At 69.7% G+C, this 14,460-nt stretch carries 14 protein-coding genes; 10 read left to right on the top strand and 4 right to left on the bottom strand.

Features of this window, described 5'->3' with window-relative positions; genetic code table 11:
* The first annotated feature begins 291 nt into the window (after positions 1 to 291).
* Positions 292 to 1,287, top strand: coding sequence for a hypothetical protein (locus WME83_RS30265; RefSeq protein WP_437313179.1), 996 nt, complete (start codon positions 292 to 294; stop codon positions 1,285 to 1,287).
* The gene (locus WME83_RS30260; RefSeq protein WP_437313178.1) at positions 1,266 to 2,066 is read left to right on the top strand and encodes a hypothetical protein; all 801 of its coding nucleotides are present in this window, start codon (positions 1,266 to 1,268) and stop codon (positions 2,064 to 2,066) included. The genes WME83_RS30265 and WME83_RS30260 overlap by 22 nt, the downstream gene beginning before the upstream one ends.
* 214 nt (positions 2,067 to 2,280) lie before the next feature.
* Here the strand turns inward: WME83_RS30260 and WME83_RS30255 are convergent, their stop codons facing one another.
* Complete coding sequence (locus WME83_RS30255; RefSeq protein WP_437313177.1) at positions 2,281 to 3,228, bottom strand: LysR family transcriptional regulator; 948 nt, start codon at positions 3,226 to 3,228, stop codon at positions 2,281 to 2,283.
* A 235-nt stretch (positions 3,229 to 3,463) separates the two neighbouring features.
* Between WME83_RS30255 and WME83_RS30250 the strand changes: the two genes are divergently transcribed.
* The 4 genes from WME83_RS30250 (at position 3,464) to WME83_RS30235 (ending at position 6,801) form a co-directional block, all read left to right on the top strand.
* Positions 3,464 to 4,531: an SMP-30/gluconolactonase/LRE family protein gene (locus WME83_RS30250; RefSeq protein ID WP_437313176.1), complete on the top strand. Its 1,068-nt coding sequence runs from the start codon at positions 3,464 to 3,466 to the stop codon at positions 4,529 to 4,531.
* A gap of 138 nt (positions 4,532 to 4,669) precedes the next feature.
* Entirely contained in the window at positions 4,670 to 4,936 is a 267-nt protein-coding gene (locus WME83_RS30245) for a hypothetical protein (RefSeq protein ID WP_437313175.1), read from the top strand.
* 363 nt (positions 4,937 to 5,299) lie between these two features.
* On the top strand, positions 5,300 to 6,514 hold the full coding sequence (locus tag WME83_RS30240) for a cytochrome P450 (RefSeq protein WP_437313174.1): 1,215 nt from the start codon (positions 5,300 to 5,302) through the stop codon (positions 6,512 to 6,514).
* A 68-nt stretch (positions 6,515 to 6,582) separates the two neighbouring features.
* Positions 6,583 to 6,801 (top strand): ferredoxin, encoded by a 219-nt coding sequence (locus WME83_RS30235; RefSeq protein ID WP_437313173.1) that lies wholly within the window; start codon positions 6,583 to 6,585, stop codon positions 6,799 to 6,801.
* 721 nt (positions 6,802 to 7,522) lie between these two features.
* On the opposite strand, the gene WME83_RS30230 is transcribed toward WME83_RS30235, so the two are convergent.
* Both WME83_RS30230 and WME83_RS30225 read right to left on the bottom strand, forming a co-directional pair.
* Complete coding sequence (locus WME83_RS30230; protein WP_437313172.1) at positions 7,523 to 8,506, bottom strand: alpha/beta fold hydrolase; 984 nt, start codon at positions 8,504 to 8,506, stop codon at positions 7,523 to 7,525.
* 75 nt (positions 8,507 to 8,581) lie between these two features.
* The gene (locus WME83_RS30225) at positions 8,582 to 9,607 is read right to left on the bottom strand and encodes an AraC family transcriptional regulator (RefSeq protein ID WP_437313171.1); all 1,026 of its coding nucleotides are present in this window, start codon (positions 9,605 to 9,607) and stop codon (positions 8,582 to 8,584) included.
* A gap of 360 nt (positions 9,608 to 9,967) precedes the next feature.
* Between WME83_RS30225 and WME83_RS30220 the strand changes: the two genes are divergently transcribed.
* The 4 genes from WME83_RS30220 to WME83_RS30205 are packed head-to-tail and all read left to right on the top strand — an operon-like array spanning position 9,968 to position 13,530.
* A complete protein-coding gene (locus WME83_RS30220) occupies positions 9,968 to 11,269 on the top strand; it encodes a DUF2169 family type VI secretion system accessory protein (protein ID WP_437313170.1) in 1,302 nt (433 codons plus the stop codon).
* Positions 11,270 to 11,289: 20 nt separating this feature from the next.
* A complete protein-coding gene (locus WME83_RS30215; RefSeq protein ID WP_437313169.1) occupies positions 11,290 to 11,643 on the top strand; it encodes a DUF4150 domain-containing protein in 354 nt (117 codons plus the stop codon).
* Between the two features lie 4 nt (positions 11,644 to 11,647).
* On the top strand, positions 11,648 to 12,505 hold the full coding sequence (locus WME83_RS30210) for a hypothetical protein (RefSeq protein WP_437313168.1): 858 nt from the start codon (positions 11,648 to 11,650) through the stop codon (positions 12,503 to 12,505).
* Entirely contained in the window at positions 12,502 to 13,530 is a 1,029-nt protein-coding gene (locus tag WME83_RS30205) for a hypothetical protein (RefSeq protein ID WP_437313167.1), read from the top strand. Before WME83_RS30210 ends, WME83_RS30205 begins: the two co-directional genes overlap by 4 nt.
* Before the next feature lie 8 nt (positions 13,531 to 13,538).
* Here WME83_RS30205 and WME83_RS30200 read toward each other — a convergent pair whose 3' ends face one another.
* Positions 13,539 to 14,420, bottom strand: a complete 882-nt coding sequence (locus tag WME83_RS30200) for an RNA repair domain-containing protein (protein WP_437313166.1) — start codon at positions 14,418 to 14,420, stop codon at positions 13,539 to 13,541.
* Positions 14,421 to 14,460 lie beyond the last annotated feature (40 nt).

The raw sequence follows: 14,460 nt of genomic DNA, 5'->3' as shown, positions 1-14,460 counted from the left end.
AGGCAGCCAGGCGGCGGCGCATCGCTCGGGCCGCGACCGGGGCCGCCATGGGGTGGCACAGCCGGCTCGGTCCGCGAACTGTCGCGTACGCCTGACGTTGCGTGGGGGCATGCTGCCGCGGCCAGGCGCCGTAGCTCGCGCGCAAAGGAAACCCCATGAGCTTCGGCGTCGCTGCTACCATCCGCCAAGCCGGCGCTCGGCGAGGCCGTCACCGACGCCTAGTTCGGCACCACGATCCGCCGGATCACGGCGGTCGCGCCGGACGGCGGGAACGCCCCGGTCACCAAGCCGATGTACTCGACCATCTCGGCGTGGAACGCGGACGCGTCGAGGCTCATTCTCTTCTCGTTCGCAGCCGGCGAGCTCCAGCTCTACGACGGCAAGACGTACCGGTTCATCGAGGCGCTCGACATCTCGCCGGCGGACATCGAGCAGGTGTACTGGCACACATTTGATCCCGACGTCCTGTTCTACGTTGACGGCGAGGACCTCATCCGTTACCACGTCGGCGCCGGGACGAAGGAGGTCGTGACGACGTTTGACTTCTGCTCGGGCGGCGCGAGCGCGGGCAGCGACCCGCTGTTCATGTCGTGGGATTCGAACCGCATCGGCCTTACGTGCGACGAACAGGTGTTCGACTATGATATCGGCCAGAATACGGTGCTCGCGAGGAAGGCGCTCGACGAGAACCCCGCCCAGGTCGCGCCGAGCGGGACGCTCGCGTTCCTGAGCGACAGCGGCGGCGTGACCGATCCGCGGCAGAACGGGGTGCGTACGCTGGACCTGCTGGAGCCGTACGGCCACGCGTCGCTGGGCATGGTGAACGGTCACGACACCTGGAACGGGGCTGTCTACGATCCCGGTCCCGGCGGCAATGCCGACATCGGGCTCGTCGTGACATGGGATCTCGCGGAGGGCACCTCGAAGGTGATCATCGGGCCGCAGACGGGGTGGCCCTATCCACCGACAGGTCACATCTCAGGGATGGCGTACAAGCAGCCGGGGCGGGTGCTCGTGTCGTCGATCGGCGATGCGTCGGGCGCAGGGGTGCTCGACATGGAGAATCTGATCGCCGACACGAGCACGGGCAAAGTCTGGCGGATTGGTCTCCACCGGAGCTGGGGCAAGGAGAACACCGACCTCGGTGAGCCGTACTGGGCCGAGCCGCACACCGTGCCCGGCCCTGGCGGCACGCGCGCCGTGCTCGGGAGCGACTGGGGCAACGGTGATACCGTCGACACCTACGTGATGATGAGGATGGAAGCATGCACAATCCAGGCGATGTGATCGGCACCTACGGCAAGAGCCGTTCGCTTCTTTTTGCCGGATGGTTTCTGGCAGCGCTGTTCGCCGGTGCGGGCGCCCTGGTGCTGTCCCTGGTACCGGGGCCGGGCAGCACTGTGCGGTTCGATGGGGATGTGTCGGTGCTGTATCGCGCTGGCTACGGGGCGATCGCTGTGGGCGTCGTGATCGCGCTGGGCACGTGGTGGGTCGTGGGCTCGCAGCCCGTGTTCGTGCTGCACCAGAACGCGATCCAGGCTCGGGAGCGCAAAGGCACCCGGACTGACTTCTACGCCGACATCGAGGATCTCTACACGTTTTACTTCGGCGGTATCGGCTACCGGGCGACACCACAGGCGCCGTGGGTCTTCATTGGAGCACGCACCTCGCGCTACGCCGAGCTGAGCCGGACATTGCGAACGCGCCATGTAGAGCAGCGCGGGGAGCGGCTCTACCGCGAGCTTCAGGCCGGTGGATCGGTCAGCTTCCGGGCTCTGCCCGACAGCGTGGCGTTGTCCAAAACCCTGTTCGCCTCCCGCAACATGGACCACCCGATGCGGATGATCGAGCTCACGCGCGGCCACCTCACGATCGAGGGGAAGACCATCGCGATCGAACGCATCGCCGACGTCGCGTCCAACCTCTGGGCAGAGCGGTCGCAGATTCTGGATGTGGATGGCGGGGTGTTCCACACCATGCACTCGAACGCCGTGATGTCGTTCGATGTGCTGGTGACGCTGATCGCCCGCTTGCAGCAGGACGCCGCCTCTGCAGCCCGCGTCTGAGAGCGCGTAGGGGCAACGCACGCGCCGGAGGGGCCGGCGCGTGCGCGGTCGCCAAGTCGGCCGGGTTGGGCCCATGCCACCGAGGGGTTGCGATCCGTCGTCACGCTCTCCCAGAATCCCGGGGCATCCGACAGATCGCGACGGTTCGCCCCCGCGGGAGGGGCCCGCCGGGATTTTCGCTCGGAGGAGGGGAGCGCAAAACGATTCGAGGATATCATGTCCGAGCTGCTCTGGATTTCCTTCTCTCCGGCGCGGCGCCCGCCCCTGGCTCGCTCCCGAGGTGCTCGACGAGGAGGTCCACAAACGCGCGCACCTTGGTGGGCTGGTGGAGGTGGTGAGGGAAGACGACGAAGATCGAGATCTCTTGCCCGGCATGGCTCGAGAGCACAGGCTGGAGCCGGCCGGCTGCCACATCCGCTGCGACGACGAAGTACGGCAGCATCGCGAGGCCGAGCCCGTCTACGAGCGCTTGCCTGAGCACGACGACATTATCCACGACCAGATTGCCCCTGACCGTCACGGCGAGCGTCTCCGCGCCGGACTCGAAGACCCACTCGCCCGACTGCCCCGAGAGACGGATGCAGTTGTGCCTGACGAGATCGCCGGGCACCTGCGGCGCGCCGTGGCGCGCGAGGTAGCCGGGCGAGGCATAGACCCTACGACGGTAAGACCCGATCTTGCGCGCGACACGCGCCTCATCGAGCTGCCGCGCAAAGCGCACCACGACGTCGAAGCCCCCGCCGACGACATCCACGAGGCTGTCGGAGAGGGAGAGATCGAGGCGCACCTGCGGGCAGCGCGCTGCGAAGTCACCCAGCAAGGGCGCGATCTTCAGGATGCCGAACGAGACGGGCGCCGACACGCGCAAGAGCCCCTCGGGGACCCGGCTCACGCCGTGCATCGCGGACGCGGCCTCGTCGGCGGCCGTGAGGATACGCTCGCAGCTCTCGTAGAGCCGTAGGCCGTCCTCGGTCAGCGCGAGGCGCCGCGTCGAGCGGTGGAGCAGCCGTACGCCGAGCCGCTCCTCGAGCGCCGCGAGCCGCGCGCTGACGACCGACTTCGAGAGCCCGAGCACGCTCGCCGCGCCCGTGAAGGACTTGCGCTCCACCACGCGCGCAAAGATCGCCATCGAGAGGAGGTCGTCCAGGGAGGTGGTCAGCATTGTCCTCCAGGCAGAACAGTTTAACCGGCGGAGGACTCTACCGCAAGGACGAACGTCGCGTCATGTTCAGGCCACCACAGCTCGCGGCGCTGCCGTATGTCGCGGGCACCGGCGAGCCCTTGCGGTGCAAGGGCAGAAGCTCGTTTGCGCGGGCACGACCTTTCACGGTCCTTCACGTCCCGCCGAGGGGCGGCAGCCGCCCTGGCAATAGAGACATATCACCGAAGGAGTTCTCATGAAATCGACCATGGCACTCTCCCGCTCGATCCTCCTGACGGCGCTGGGGCTCAGCGCCTCTCTCGTCGCGTGCGGTGAAGACAACCCCACGAGCAGCAGCAGCAACAGCGGCGGCGGCGGCAACAGCGCCTCGACGCCAGAGCTCAAGTTTCTCGCCGAGCTCGATGCAGCGAGGTCCCAGCTCCCCGAGGGGCTCTGGGTCACCGCCGACAGCGAGACGGCGTATATGGGCTATGCCCTGACCGGCGAGATCGTCGCCGTCTCGCTCGCCGACAACAAGGTGTCTGCCTTCGCCACCGTGCCGGCGCCGCCCGCGAACACGGGCTTCGTGACCGGCATCACCCAGTCTGCCGCCGGCGATCTCTACGTGGCCGCCGCGTCGCTCGACCCGGCCGCGTACGCGCCCGGCATCTACAAGATCCCGGCGGCGGGCGGTCCGGTGACCACGGCCTTCGCCACCGACGCGGCCATGAACCTGCCCAATGGGCTCGTCTTCGACGAGGACGGCAACCTCTTCGTCACGGACTCGGCCCTGGGCGCGATCTTCAAGATAAGCCCCGATGGCAAGACGGTGACCAACTGGCTCACCGATCCTTTGCTCAAGGGGGACGTGGCTGCGACGAACCCCTGCAAGACGGTCCTCGGCATCCCGTTTGGCGCCAACGGCCTCGCGCTCTCGCGCGGCGCCTTCTACGTGGCCAATACGGACAAGGCGGCGCTCATCAAGATCCCGATCAACGCCGACGGGACGCCGGATGTCGCGGTCGAGTTCTCCACGTCGGATCCGGCGACATGCCTGCCGCTCCAGGGCGCCGACGGCATCACCGCAGACGCGGATGGGAGCATCCTTGTCGCGGGCAACGGGGGCAACGCGCTCGTCCGGGTCGGGACTGACGGCAAAGCGACCGTGCTCGCCAGAGGCGGCTTGTTCGATGGGCCCGCGAGCGTCGCGCTCGCGACGTCGGGCTCGACGAGGCACGCCCTCCTCACCAACTTCGGGCTTATCACGCTGCTGTCGATGGAGACCCCGAAGGTGGGTCTGCTCTCCTACGGCCCGCTCCCGTGACCGCTGCTCCGCGGCGCAGGTAGCCGCGAAACGCCTGCTCCGGGTACAGAGGCAGCTTGCGGCACCGGCTGGTATACCTGTTGCTGTGGTCCCAGCCGGCTCCAACCCAAGGAGGCTCCATTGAGCAGAGGAAAGTGCTTGCTTTCGGTAGGTGTCGCGATGGTGGTCGGTCTGGGCCTGGCGACCGGCGTGGCGGGAGCGGCGTCGGCCCGTGGGGACACCGGTGGCCAGGCCGCCGTCGCGGCGGCGGACTTCTGGTACCTGCACAGCTCGTACAACAGGCAGGCCGCGTGTGAGGCCGCCGCTCAGCTGTACCTGTGGCCCAGCAACCCGGGCGGCGCGGACGACTACGAATGCCGGTCCGAGGGCGGCCGCTGGAATCTGTGGCTGGGGTTCCTGTCCTGACGTAGGACCGGGAGGCGGCGAGCCGCCGATGCAACCGCTGCCGTCAACCGGTGCAACCCACGGTTGACAGGGACGCTTCGAGCGTGGACCCCACACCGATGAAGGCCAGTGGGAGGGAAGCGCAGCGTCTCGTTGACAGGGCGTGGGCTGCAGTCGTGCTGGGTCCGGTACGTGATCTGAGCGGCTCCACCCACCCCTTCGCTGTCCCTTCCAAGAAATACTACAAAATCAGTAATTATGTAATTTTAATTACATAATTGGAGGATGCCCCGCCCGGCGATCCGCGGCTCCTGAGGGTGAAATCAGGATTAAGTCAATTGACTTCATAAGTCGCGCGCCTTAGACCCGTGGCGGGAGGTCTCGATGAGCACTGACAGCAGCGATCAGGTCCTGGAGTATCCGTTCCGCGCCCCGAACGCCGTGGAGCCGCCGGAGGAGTGGGCCAAGCTCCGGAAGGGGTGTCCGGTCGCCCATGTCCGGCTGCCGAGCGGGGACAAGGCGGTGCTCGTCACGCGGTATGACGACGTGCGCCACGTGCTCTCGGATCCGCGGTTCACCCGCAACCTGAGCCAGGAAGGCGCGGCGAGGATCACGGCCAACGAGGGGGGCAGCGCCTTCGAGAGCGAGGCCGCGGCCGAGATCTCGGCCGGCGAGCAGCACGAGAAATGGCGGCGCTTCATCAGCCGTTGGTTCACCGTCAAGCGCATCTCCGCGATGCAGCAGAGCATCGAGGCGATGGCGAACCAGCTCATCGACGAGATGGTCGCGAAGGGCCCGCCCGCCGACCTCGTGAGCGAGCTCGCCTTCCCCCTGCCGGTCTGGGTGATCGCCGAGATCCTCGGCATCTCCGTGGATGAGCGCGACAAGCTCGCCACCTGGTCGAACGCGATGCTCACCCTGACGCAGTTCACCCAGGCGGAGGTCGACAAGGCCCAGGCGGAGTTCACCGAGTACCTGATGGGCCATATCGCGAAGAAGCGCGCGCAGCCCGGGGACGACCTGCTCAGCGACCTGATCAGGGCCGCCGACCAGGGAGAGCAGATCAGCGAAAAGGTCCTCATGCTCACGGCGCAGGGCGTCCTGGTGGCCGGGCACGAGACCACCTCGAACATGATCGCCAAGATGGTCGCCATGCTGCTCTCGGACCGGAAGCGCTGGGAGCGGCTCCTGGCCGAGCCCTCCCTCGTCCGCACCGCGGTGGAAGAGGCGCTCCGCTTCGACGCCAACGCGGGCTTCGGGCTGCCGCGCTTCATCACCGAGGACATCGAGCTGTCGGGCACGAAGGTGCCGCGCGGCACGACGATCATCTGCAACATGGCCTCGGCGAACCGGGACGAGAAGGCCTTCGAGCGGGCCGACGACATGGTGCTGAACCGCGCGCCGAACCCGCACCTCGCGTTCGGCGCGGGCGGCCATTCGTGCGTGGGACAGGCGCTCGCGCGGACCGAGCTGCAGACGGTGCTGAGCGTGCTCCTGCGCCGCTTGCCCTCGCTCGATCTCGCCGTCGCGTCCCAGGATCTGCCGCGCCGCGAGGGCCTGCTCGTCGGCGGGATCGAGAGGCTCCTGGTCCGCTGGTGACGATGGCCGGCTCGGGCTCTGGACGGCTCCGGTGACCCAGGCGACGTGAGACGGGAGCGGAGAGACACATGGAAACGGGTTCGAAGCTCAGGGTGATCGCGGACGTTCAAAAGTGCTGCGGCGCGGGCCAATGCGTGATGGTCGCGCCCGAGGTCTTCGATCAGCGGGAGGACGGCATCGTCATCGTGCGCGACGCCGAGCCGCCCGAGGAGCAGCACGCGGCGGTCCGGGAAGCGGTCGCCGTTTGCCCCGGCGCCGCGCTCCGGCTGAGCGAGAGCGCAGGGTGACGACCCCGGCGAGCGCGCTCGACCTCTCGGGGCGGCGCCTTCGCCGGCGTTCCAAACGCGTAGGACAGGCCCACTTCGGCGCGGAAGGGGACGAGCGGGGGCGGCTCGAGACCCTGGGTGGAGCGATAGCCCGCGCGAACCCCGAGCTCGAAGCTCGCGCCGAGCGACAGCGCCAGCGCGAGGCTCGCGTCGAGATAGCCCCCCGTGGGCGCATAAAAGCCGTCGCGAATGCCCGCATAGGTCGCGCGCGCGCGATCGCTCGCCGCGACGTACGTGCTCAGGATCGCCGTGTACTCCACCTCCAGCGCGATGAACCCGCCGCGCTTGAAATAGCCGCCTGCGACCCCGGTGTGCGCGCCCACGCTCACGAACCGAAACGTCTGGTTGTCGCCCGTCTGCACCGGCAGCCCCAGGCGCCCGGCGAGCCCCCAATCGCCGCGCTGCAAGAGCATCGCGCGCGCCGCCGGCTCCAGGCGGAAGGAGTCCAGGTCCGTCACGAGGAAGACCGGCAGCGTCAGTCCGAGCTCGAGATCGAGGCGGCGCACGAACCGCTCCATCGGGATCGTTCGCCCGTAGGCGAGCTCCAGATCGGGCGCGGAGTTCCAGCCGACATTGACGTGCGTCGCGTTCTCTTGCTCCCCTTGATACCCGCTGATGGGCGCGGCCGACGCGACCGCCGCGACCGAGGCCGCGGCGATCGCCGCGGCGAGGGCGACGGCTCTCATTGAGCCTCCTTGTAGGCGCCGAGGTGGGCGCGAAGGACATCGATGACACGATCGGGGTGTCGGTTCACCCAGCCGTGATCTTCGCCTTCGACGCGGACGAGCTCGACGTCGCAGAAGAGAGGGGCGTGGCGGCGCTCTTGGTGCTCGAACCCAATGACGCTGTTGATCGTCGTCCCTATCAGGGTCACCGGCTTGCAAAAGCGATCGAGGCCGGAAGAGAAATCGAAATTCCACGCTCCATCCGTCTTCGCCGAGCTCTGCAGGTCCCGCATCGCGCGCGCGCCCAGGCGGAAGGCCTTGACGTTGTCGGGGGCGTCCGGGTCTTCGTAATAACCTGGCTGAGACCAGCCTTGTCCCAAGGAGAGGAGGAAGTCCGCGCGCGCGTCTCCGTCGGGGCTCATGGCCCACTCCGACCAACCTAGATCGTTCAGCCCCTCGGCGCTCAGGTCGAACGTGAAGAGCTCGGTCTCGTTCGCGATCGCCGCGTTCAGGAAGCCCGGCTCGCTGAGGGCGGCCTCCCCGACCCGGTCGGGGTGCCTCTGGATGTAGAGCGCCGCGTACATGGCGCCCCACGAATGCCCGAACAGCGTGACCGGCGCGTCGGGGGAGAAGTGCTGGACGAGCTCGTGGAGATCGTCCGCGTAGGTCTCGACGGTGAAGTCCGAGGAGGGGACGCGCTCCGAGAGACCGGTGCCTCGCTGATCCCAGTGGACGACGAAGTACCGCTCGGAGAGCGCGCCGAGCCCGAGCATGCCGCGCATGTCGCCGCCGGGGCCGCCGTGCAGCGTGATGAGGGTCGGGTTCTTCGGGTCGCCCTGCGTGCGAAGGTGAATGCGAGCGCCGTCGCGGAGGGTGAAGCGAGGTAGCGTGTCGTCCTCCGCGACCGTCTTCGGGACGAGATTCCCAGGCTCGTCTGGATCCAGACAACCCGAGGCGAGCATGACGCACGCGAGACAACAGCGGCGGGCGAGGGAGCGCATGGCCGAAGCGTACGAGCCCGGGCCGCCCTCGGCATTGTGCCGCCACGCCAATCGATTGTCCGGCGGTGCCTTCGGCTACGTCACGGAACGCTCGCGGAGCTGGCCGGGCGTGCTCCCCGTCCACCGCCGGAAAGCCTTGTAGAACGCGCTCACGTCGGAGAAGCCCACCAGCGCGCCGATCTCCGCGAGGCCGATGGCGGGATCCTCCAGATAGCGGAGCGCGAGCTCTTCGCGGGTCTCCTCGAGGAGCTCTCGGAAGGGGAAGCCGTCCGCCGAGAGGCGTCGTTGGAGCGTTCGCGCGCTCAGCCCGAGGCGCTTCGCCACCCTCGCCAGCGTGGGAGCACCGCCGTGCAGCTCGAGGGCGAGCGCGTGCCTCGCGCGCTCGACGAGGCTCGCCTGGGCGGGTGGGAGCTTTTGCACCACGAGGGCGGCGTGGCGATCGAGGACGGCGCAGAGCTCGGGGGCGGCCCCTTTCATCGGCGTCGCGAGCGCCGCGCGCGGGAGGACGATCGCGTCGCCGGGCGCTCGAAATCGAATCGGGCATGAGAAGATGCGGGCGTACCTTTCGAGCTCGACGCAGCGCGGATGACGGAATTGGATCAGGGAAGGAGACCAGGGCGCCGCGGCGAGCATGCGGAAGCGCAGGACGATGTTCGCGAAGCCGAACTCGGTCGCGACCCGGTGCGGGGCCGCGCCCGGTACGTGCTCCCGAACGAGCCGGGCCTCCTCGTGATCGACCTGGAGGACATGCCGCACGGCCGTGCTGATGACGGCGAAGTGCCGCGAGAACCTCTGGAATGCGTCGCCCACCGTGTCGCTCGACGCGACGACATAGTCCATCACATCCCAGTGGCCGATCGAGAGTGCTTCCGCGGCGCGGAGCCCGACGCCCGGATCGCCGGCCGTCTCGACGACATCGTCCCAGAGCGCGATCCACCGGCGATAGGAGAGCCGGAAGTCGGGGTTGCGCAGCTCCTCCGGCGCGAGCCCGTGCGCTCGGGCGAGCGCGCCCGCGTCGATCCCGGCAGCCTCCGCGGCCCCGAGCACGCTCCGCAGCGCCTTCACGCCGACGCTCAGGGTGCGCTCGCCCTCCGCCCTCACGAGCGGGTCGAGCCCCGGACGAGCGCTGACACGGCGGGTCCTGCGGGACACTGGCGAAAGTGGCACGGCGCGTCGGCGACGTCAACCACGCCCATGGGCTTCGCGCGGCGCGGGCAGCTCGGGTTCGGGCGAGCGAGAACGTGTGGTTCACCTGGAACGCGCAGCAACGCGGGGTCGCGGGATTCGCGATACCGCAGCACCCCGATAGGAATGCGTCGAGCGCCGCACGCGTCCGTGTTGCGCGATCCGCCTCCCTCCTGGAAAGCGACGCTCTATCGAAAATTGTTCGATGCATCGAAGGGCCGCCTTCACGCCACAGCCTGCGGGGGACGAGCCCGGCGGGGACGGCGGCGAGCGGCCTTGCTCCGCGCCGACGCGGTCGGGTATCCTGCCGCCGCCCCGATGGAGCTCGACAACCGCACTCCGTTTCCCGTGCTGGAGTACGACATCGTCGACGCTCGGGGCGACGAATCGCATGTCGTCGTCGCGCGGGGCAGCTACGAGCTGCGCGCCGCGCCGGGCGCGGGCGAGAGCGACGGCGCGCGGATCACCCACGTTGCCGCCATCTGCGATGGCGAGCTCGTGCTCTCGGATGCATATCACGGCGAAATCAACCGCAGCAGCGTCAAAGTCGAGAGCGATCTCGCGCAGAGCAAGCCGCGGTGCGACGTCATCGTGATCGGCGCCGCGCACGCGCCGGCCGGCGAGGCGGCGGCGCGCGTGGACGTGCGCGTCCGCATCCGGCGCCTGGCCGCGATCCCCAACCTCGCGGAGGCCGGCACGCTGCTGGATCACCGCCTGGTCGTCCACGGGGCGCGGGCGTTCGAGCGCAAGGACGATGGCTGGGCGCTGACGGAGCCGGAGCCCTTCGTGGCCCTGCCGCTGCGCTACGAGCACGCCTTCGGCGGCCAGCTCAAGGTGTACGCCGGGGACGAGGCGGCGAAGCGGCTCGACGGCGCGCACCGGCTGAGCGAGGAGGCGCGCCGGGCGCACCCGGAGGCGGACGCCGCCCCGGTGGCGCACGCGACCTGCGCGCACAATCCGTTCGGCGTCGGCTTCCTCGAGCGCTGGTACGCCGACGCGGCGGAGGTGAAGCGCTGGCCGGCCCCGCGGATCGAGGCGCCCGGCGCCCTCATCACCGCGGAGATCTTCGCGCGGATGGTGGCGGGCGAGGTGCGCGCCGGCGAGGCGCCGGAGCTGTCGCCGCGCGGATTCGGCGTCATCGCCAAGCCATGGCAGCCGCGGCTGAAGCTGGCAGGCACCTTCGACGATCGCTGGCTCGCCGAGCGCTGGCCCTACATGCCGCCCGATTTCGATATGGCCTACTGGAACGGCGCGCACCCCGACATGCAATGCGATTACCTGCTTGGCGGTGAGCTCGCCGAGCTGTGGAACCTGCTGCCGCCGAGCGCGCCGGGCGCGGCGCCCGAGGCCGCGGGCACGGCCTGCCGCTTCCAGGTGCCCGAGGCCGCCGTGGTCGTCCGGCTCACCGGCAAGGGCGACGCGGTGAGCTTCGCCGCCGTGCCGATCGACACGGTCATCATTGACCTCGATCAGATGCGCCTGTCGCTCGTGTGGCGCGCGCGCATCCCGGCGTCGCTCGAGGTCGAGGGCGTGACCCTCCTTTCGCTCGGGTACATGCAGCAGGCGGGTGCGGCCTGATCGGGGCACGGAGAGAGAACATGCCTATCGGCGCTCGAAAGGACAGCAGCTTTTACGCGGTGACCGTCGCCCCGGACGTGTGCTTGACGCCGGTGGGCGGCGCGATGGTGCCGGTCCCGTACATGCTCTACGCCAGCTTCAACGGCAGCACGAAGTGCATCGAGGGCGTGAACCTCAACGGCAAACCCACCTACGTCTACGATCACAGCCTGGCGCCGACCGTCCAGGGCGACGAGCCCGGCACCGGCGGTGGCGTCAAATCGGGCGTGAACCTGGGCAAGGTGTGGGCGCACGAGGCGTCGAAGAACGTCCGCGCCGACGGCCGGCGCATCGTGCGCCGGGGCGATCGCTGCTGGATGAACGTGAAGGCCTGACGCCATGGCCCTCCCGCCCAGCGCGCAGATCGACACCTCCGTTCGAGGCGAGACGCCCGGCGACGGCAACCCGCCCGCCAACGCGCTCGGGCGCGTCTACACGACACAGAGAGAGGTGACGCAGGTGGCGCTGCTCGACGAGGAGCTCGCCAGGCAGCTCGCGGCGGAGGCCGCCAGGAGAGCCGCGGCGGAGGCCGCCACGAAGGCGGCGCCGGGCGCCTTGTCCACCCTCGGCCCGGCGGCCGGCGGAGCGGCCGTCGGCGCGGGGGTCTGGGGGGGGCTCGCCGGCGGAATCGGCCTGATCGGCATCTCGCGGACCCATGCCCTCACCCAGGACGCGCTCACCGACCCGGCTCACCGGCCGATGCGCACGCCCTTTCTCGGCCTGGACATGGGCCTCGACCTCCGCGCGGCCCCGAGGCTGGACAGCAACGTTCAGGTCAGGCGCCCGCCGTGCCTCGTGGGGCGGCACGGCGATCTCAAGAAGATCTGCAAGCTGCTGCCGGGCGAGGGCTCCCAGTCGCACCACATCGTCCCTGACGAGTTCGTGCGATCGGGCACGCGCAACGGCGCCTCGTACCGGATCCTCTCCGAGGACGACGGCGCCGCCATCTGCATCCCCGGGAACGCCTTCGTCAAGGGCACGCTGCACAACGCGATTCACGCGGACCTGAACAGGATCCTCAGCAACAAGGTCGCGGCCGGCGAGTCGACCGACGGCACCCTCCCGCTCTCCGAGGTGATCGGATCGTCGCTGCGCGTCACGGTCGCGTACAAGCCGGAGTGCACTGCCCAGATCATCCGCGAGGTGAGCAGGGCATTCCAGGGGATCGACACCACCCAGCGAGTGAAGATCAGATGAGCCCGATCGGCGAGGATCCCCGAGCGACGCCGGACGATCCCGGCGACACCCCGATGACGATCACGGGCGCGCTCGCCCTGAGCGCGTCCAGCGTCTATCTCTCGGCGACCTTCGCCGCGCCGGGGGATTATACCCCGCATACAAGGCTCTTCCTGTACGACGAGGGCGGCGCCCCGCCGTGGACGGCGCACGACGTCGGCTTCTTCACGGTCGGGCTGGAGAAGCAGGCCGCCCCCGGGGAAGATCTCGCGCTGTGCGCGCTCTCCCTGGACGGCGAGGTCGAGCTCCGGTCTGCGCGGGGCGCGGTGATCGAGCCGATCCCGGAGGCCGGGCTCCGCCGGCCGACGTCGAAGGGATACGGCTTCCTCACGGCGCTGCGCCGCGTCGGCGACCGCCTGTTCGCCTGCGGGAGCGCGGGGCAGGTGTACCGGAGGCTCGGCCCCGGCCGCTGGGCGCACGCGGACGCGGGTCTCCTCCAGGCGCCGCCCGGCGTGGACTTCCAGGACCTCGTGAGGCCCGTCGACCTCCAGGGACCGGCGGAGGACGACCTCTACCTGGCCGCCCAGCAGCTCGGCCCGCGCGGGCTCGAAGGGAGCCTGTTTCACCTGGGCGGCCCGCGGTGGCGCCGCCTCGCGGTGCCGCCGGTCGGCGGGCTCAACGCGGTTCACGTCGAGAGCGCGCAGCGCATCTGGGTGTGCGGGCACGAGGGAGCGCTGCTCGTCGGCAATCACCGCGACGGCTTCCGGAGCGTGTCGCGGGAGAGGAGCCCGCACCTCTTCCACGCCGTCGCCATGTACCAGGAGACCCTCTATCTCGGGTCGAACTTCGGTCTCTTCCGCTACGACCTCGAGCGCCGGCGCGCCCTGCGGGTGCGCACCGGCCTCGAGCAGGAGCTGCGCTACATCCACACGATCGAGCAGGCCGGCGGCGTCCTCTGGTGCGTCGGCCCCACGGACATCGCGCGGTTCGACGGCGAGAGGTGGACCCGCGTCCACCCCCCGGAGGCGCCGAAGGGCGGGGGCTGACGCGCGCTTTACCGATCTCCTTCTTCGGAAGACGGCGCGCCGAGCGGGATGGCGTGGCGGATCGCGAACGCCTCGTCGCCACGGCGGCTGATCAGGTGGATCGCGCGGGCCTGGAAGGTGATCGGCAGGATGCGCCGCCACTCGGCCACGAGCGCCTCGCCGTCCTCGCCGCCGCGGAGCTGCGCGATGGAGAGGTGCGGGGTGAAGCCGCCGGCGGAGACCGTGCTCTGCTCGCTGCACTGGGGGAAGAGGGCTTCCAGCCTGGCCTGCAGGGCCTCCAGCGCGCCGGGCGGCTCGGAGCGCGGGTGGAGCCACACCGTGGCGCCGGCGCGGTGCTGGAAGCGCCGCACGTCGTCGAGGGTCACCTCGAAGGGCGCGACGTCGCGCAGCGCCGCGGCGATGGCGCTCCTCGCCTCGGCGAAGGCGGCCTCCGGCAAGAACCCGTAAAGCAGGTTGATGTGCGGCATCCACCGCTGCACGTGCCTGTCGTGCGCCTGGCGGATCGCCTCGATCGGCGCCCACGCTTCCCGGGGCGGGATCAGCGCGAGGGCGCTGCGGTGGACGGGCCGGGCGTCGAGCCCGCTCCGCGCCGGCGCCGGCGCCGCGGGCGCGCTGCGCTGGCCTTCGAGCAGGTCCACGCGCCGGCGGCGGTCCCAGACGGTGGTCGTGCCCCGGCGGATGTACTGGATTCGATGCCAGGGGATGTCGCCCTCCGGGTCGAAGCTCGGGAGGCCGATCTCCTCGGTCCCCGACGCGCGGGTCTCGTAGCCGATGACGAACGCGGCCGGGTCGAGCCGCGGGTCCCAGCGGATCTGGTCGTACACCTGCCGGCTGGTCCGGAGCTTCTGCCGCGCCTCGCCCTCGTGTCCTGAGCTCTCGTGCCGAGCCATGTCAAGAAGGTAGCAGCCCCGACCCCTGGGCGGGGTCCCC

Origin of the sequence: Sorangium sp. So ce385 (assembly GCF_051474135.1) — a bacterium.
Lineage (GTDB): Bacteria > Myxococcota_A > Polyangia > Polyangiales > Polyangiaceae > Sorangium > Sorangium cellulosum_D.
The sequence above is the reverse complement of the archived record's forward strand: the minus strand, read 5'-3'. Positions and strand labels throughout refer to the sequence as shown.

Excerpts from the sequence above, each read along its gene's own strand:
- WME83_RS30200 (WP_437313166.1), bottom strand. The coding sequence starts at position 14,420 with ATGGCTCGGCACGAGAGCTCAGGACACGAGGGCGAGGCGCGGCAGAAG.
- WME83_RS30235 (WP_437313173.1), top strand. The coding sequence starts at position 6,583 with ATGGAAACGGGTTCGAAGCTCAGGGTGATCGCGGACGTTCAAAAGTGC.
- WME83_RS30210 (WP_437313168.1), top strand. The coding sequence starts at position 11,648 with ATGGCCCTCCCGCCCAGCGCGCAGATCGACACCTCCGTTCGAGGCGAG.
- WME83_RS30250 (WP_437313176.1), top strand. The coding sequence starts at position 3,464 with ATGAAATCGACCATGGCACTCTCCCGCTCGATCCTCCTGACGGCGCTG.
- WME83_RS30265 (WP_437313179.1), top strand. The coding sequence starts at position 292 with ATGTACTCGACCATCTCGGCGTGGAACGCGGACGCGTCGAGGCTCATT.
- WME83_RS30230 (WP_437313172.1), bottom strand. The coding sequence starts at position 8,506 with ATGCGCTCCCTCGCCCGCCGCTGTTGTCTCGCGTGCGTCATGCTCGCC.
- WME83_RS30240 (WP_437313174.1), top strand. The coding sequence starts at position 5,300 with ATGAGCACTGACAGCAGCGATCAGGTCCTGGAGTATCCGTTCCGCGCC.
- WME83_RS30215 (WP_437313169.1), top strand. The coding sequence starts at position 11,290 with ATGCCTATCGGCGCTCGAAAGGACAGCAGCTTTTACGCGGTGACCGTC.
- WME83_RS30260 (WP_437313178.1), top strand. The coding sequence starts at position 1,266 with ATGCACAATCCAGGCGATGTGATCGGCACCTACGGCAAGAGCCGTTCG.
- WME83_RS30255 (WP_437313177.1), bottom strand. The coding sequence starts at position 3,228 with ATGCTGACCACCTCCCTGGACGACCTCCTCTCGATGGCGATCTTTGCG.
- WME83_RS30205 (WP_437313167.1), top strand. The coding sequence starts at position 12,502 with ATGAGCCCGATCGGCGAGGATCCCCGAGCGACGCCGGACGATCCCGGC.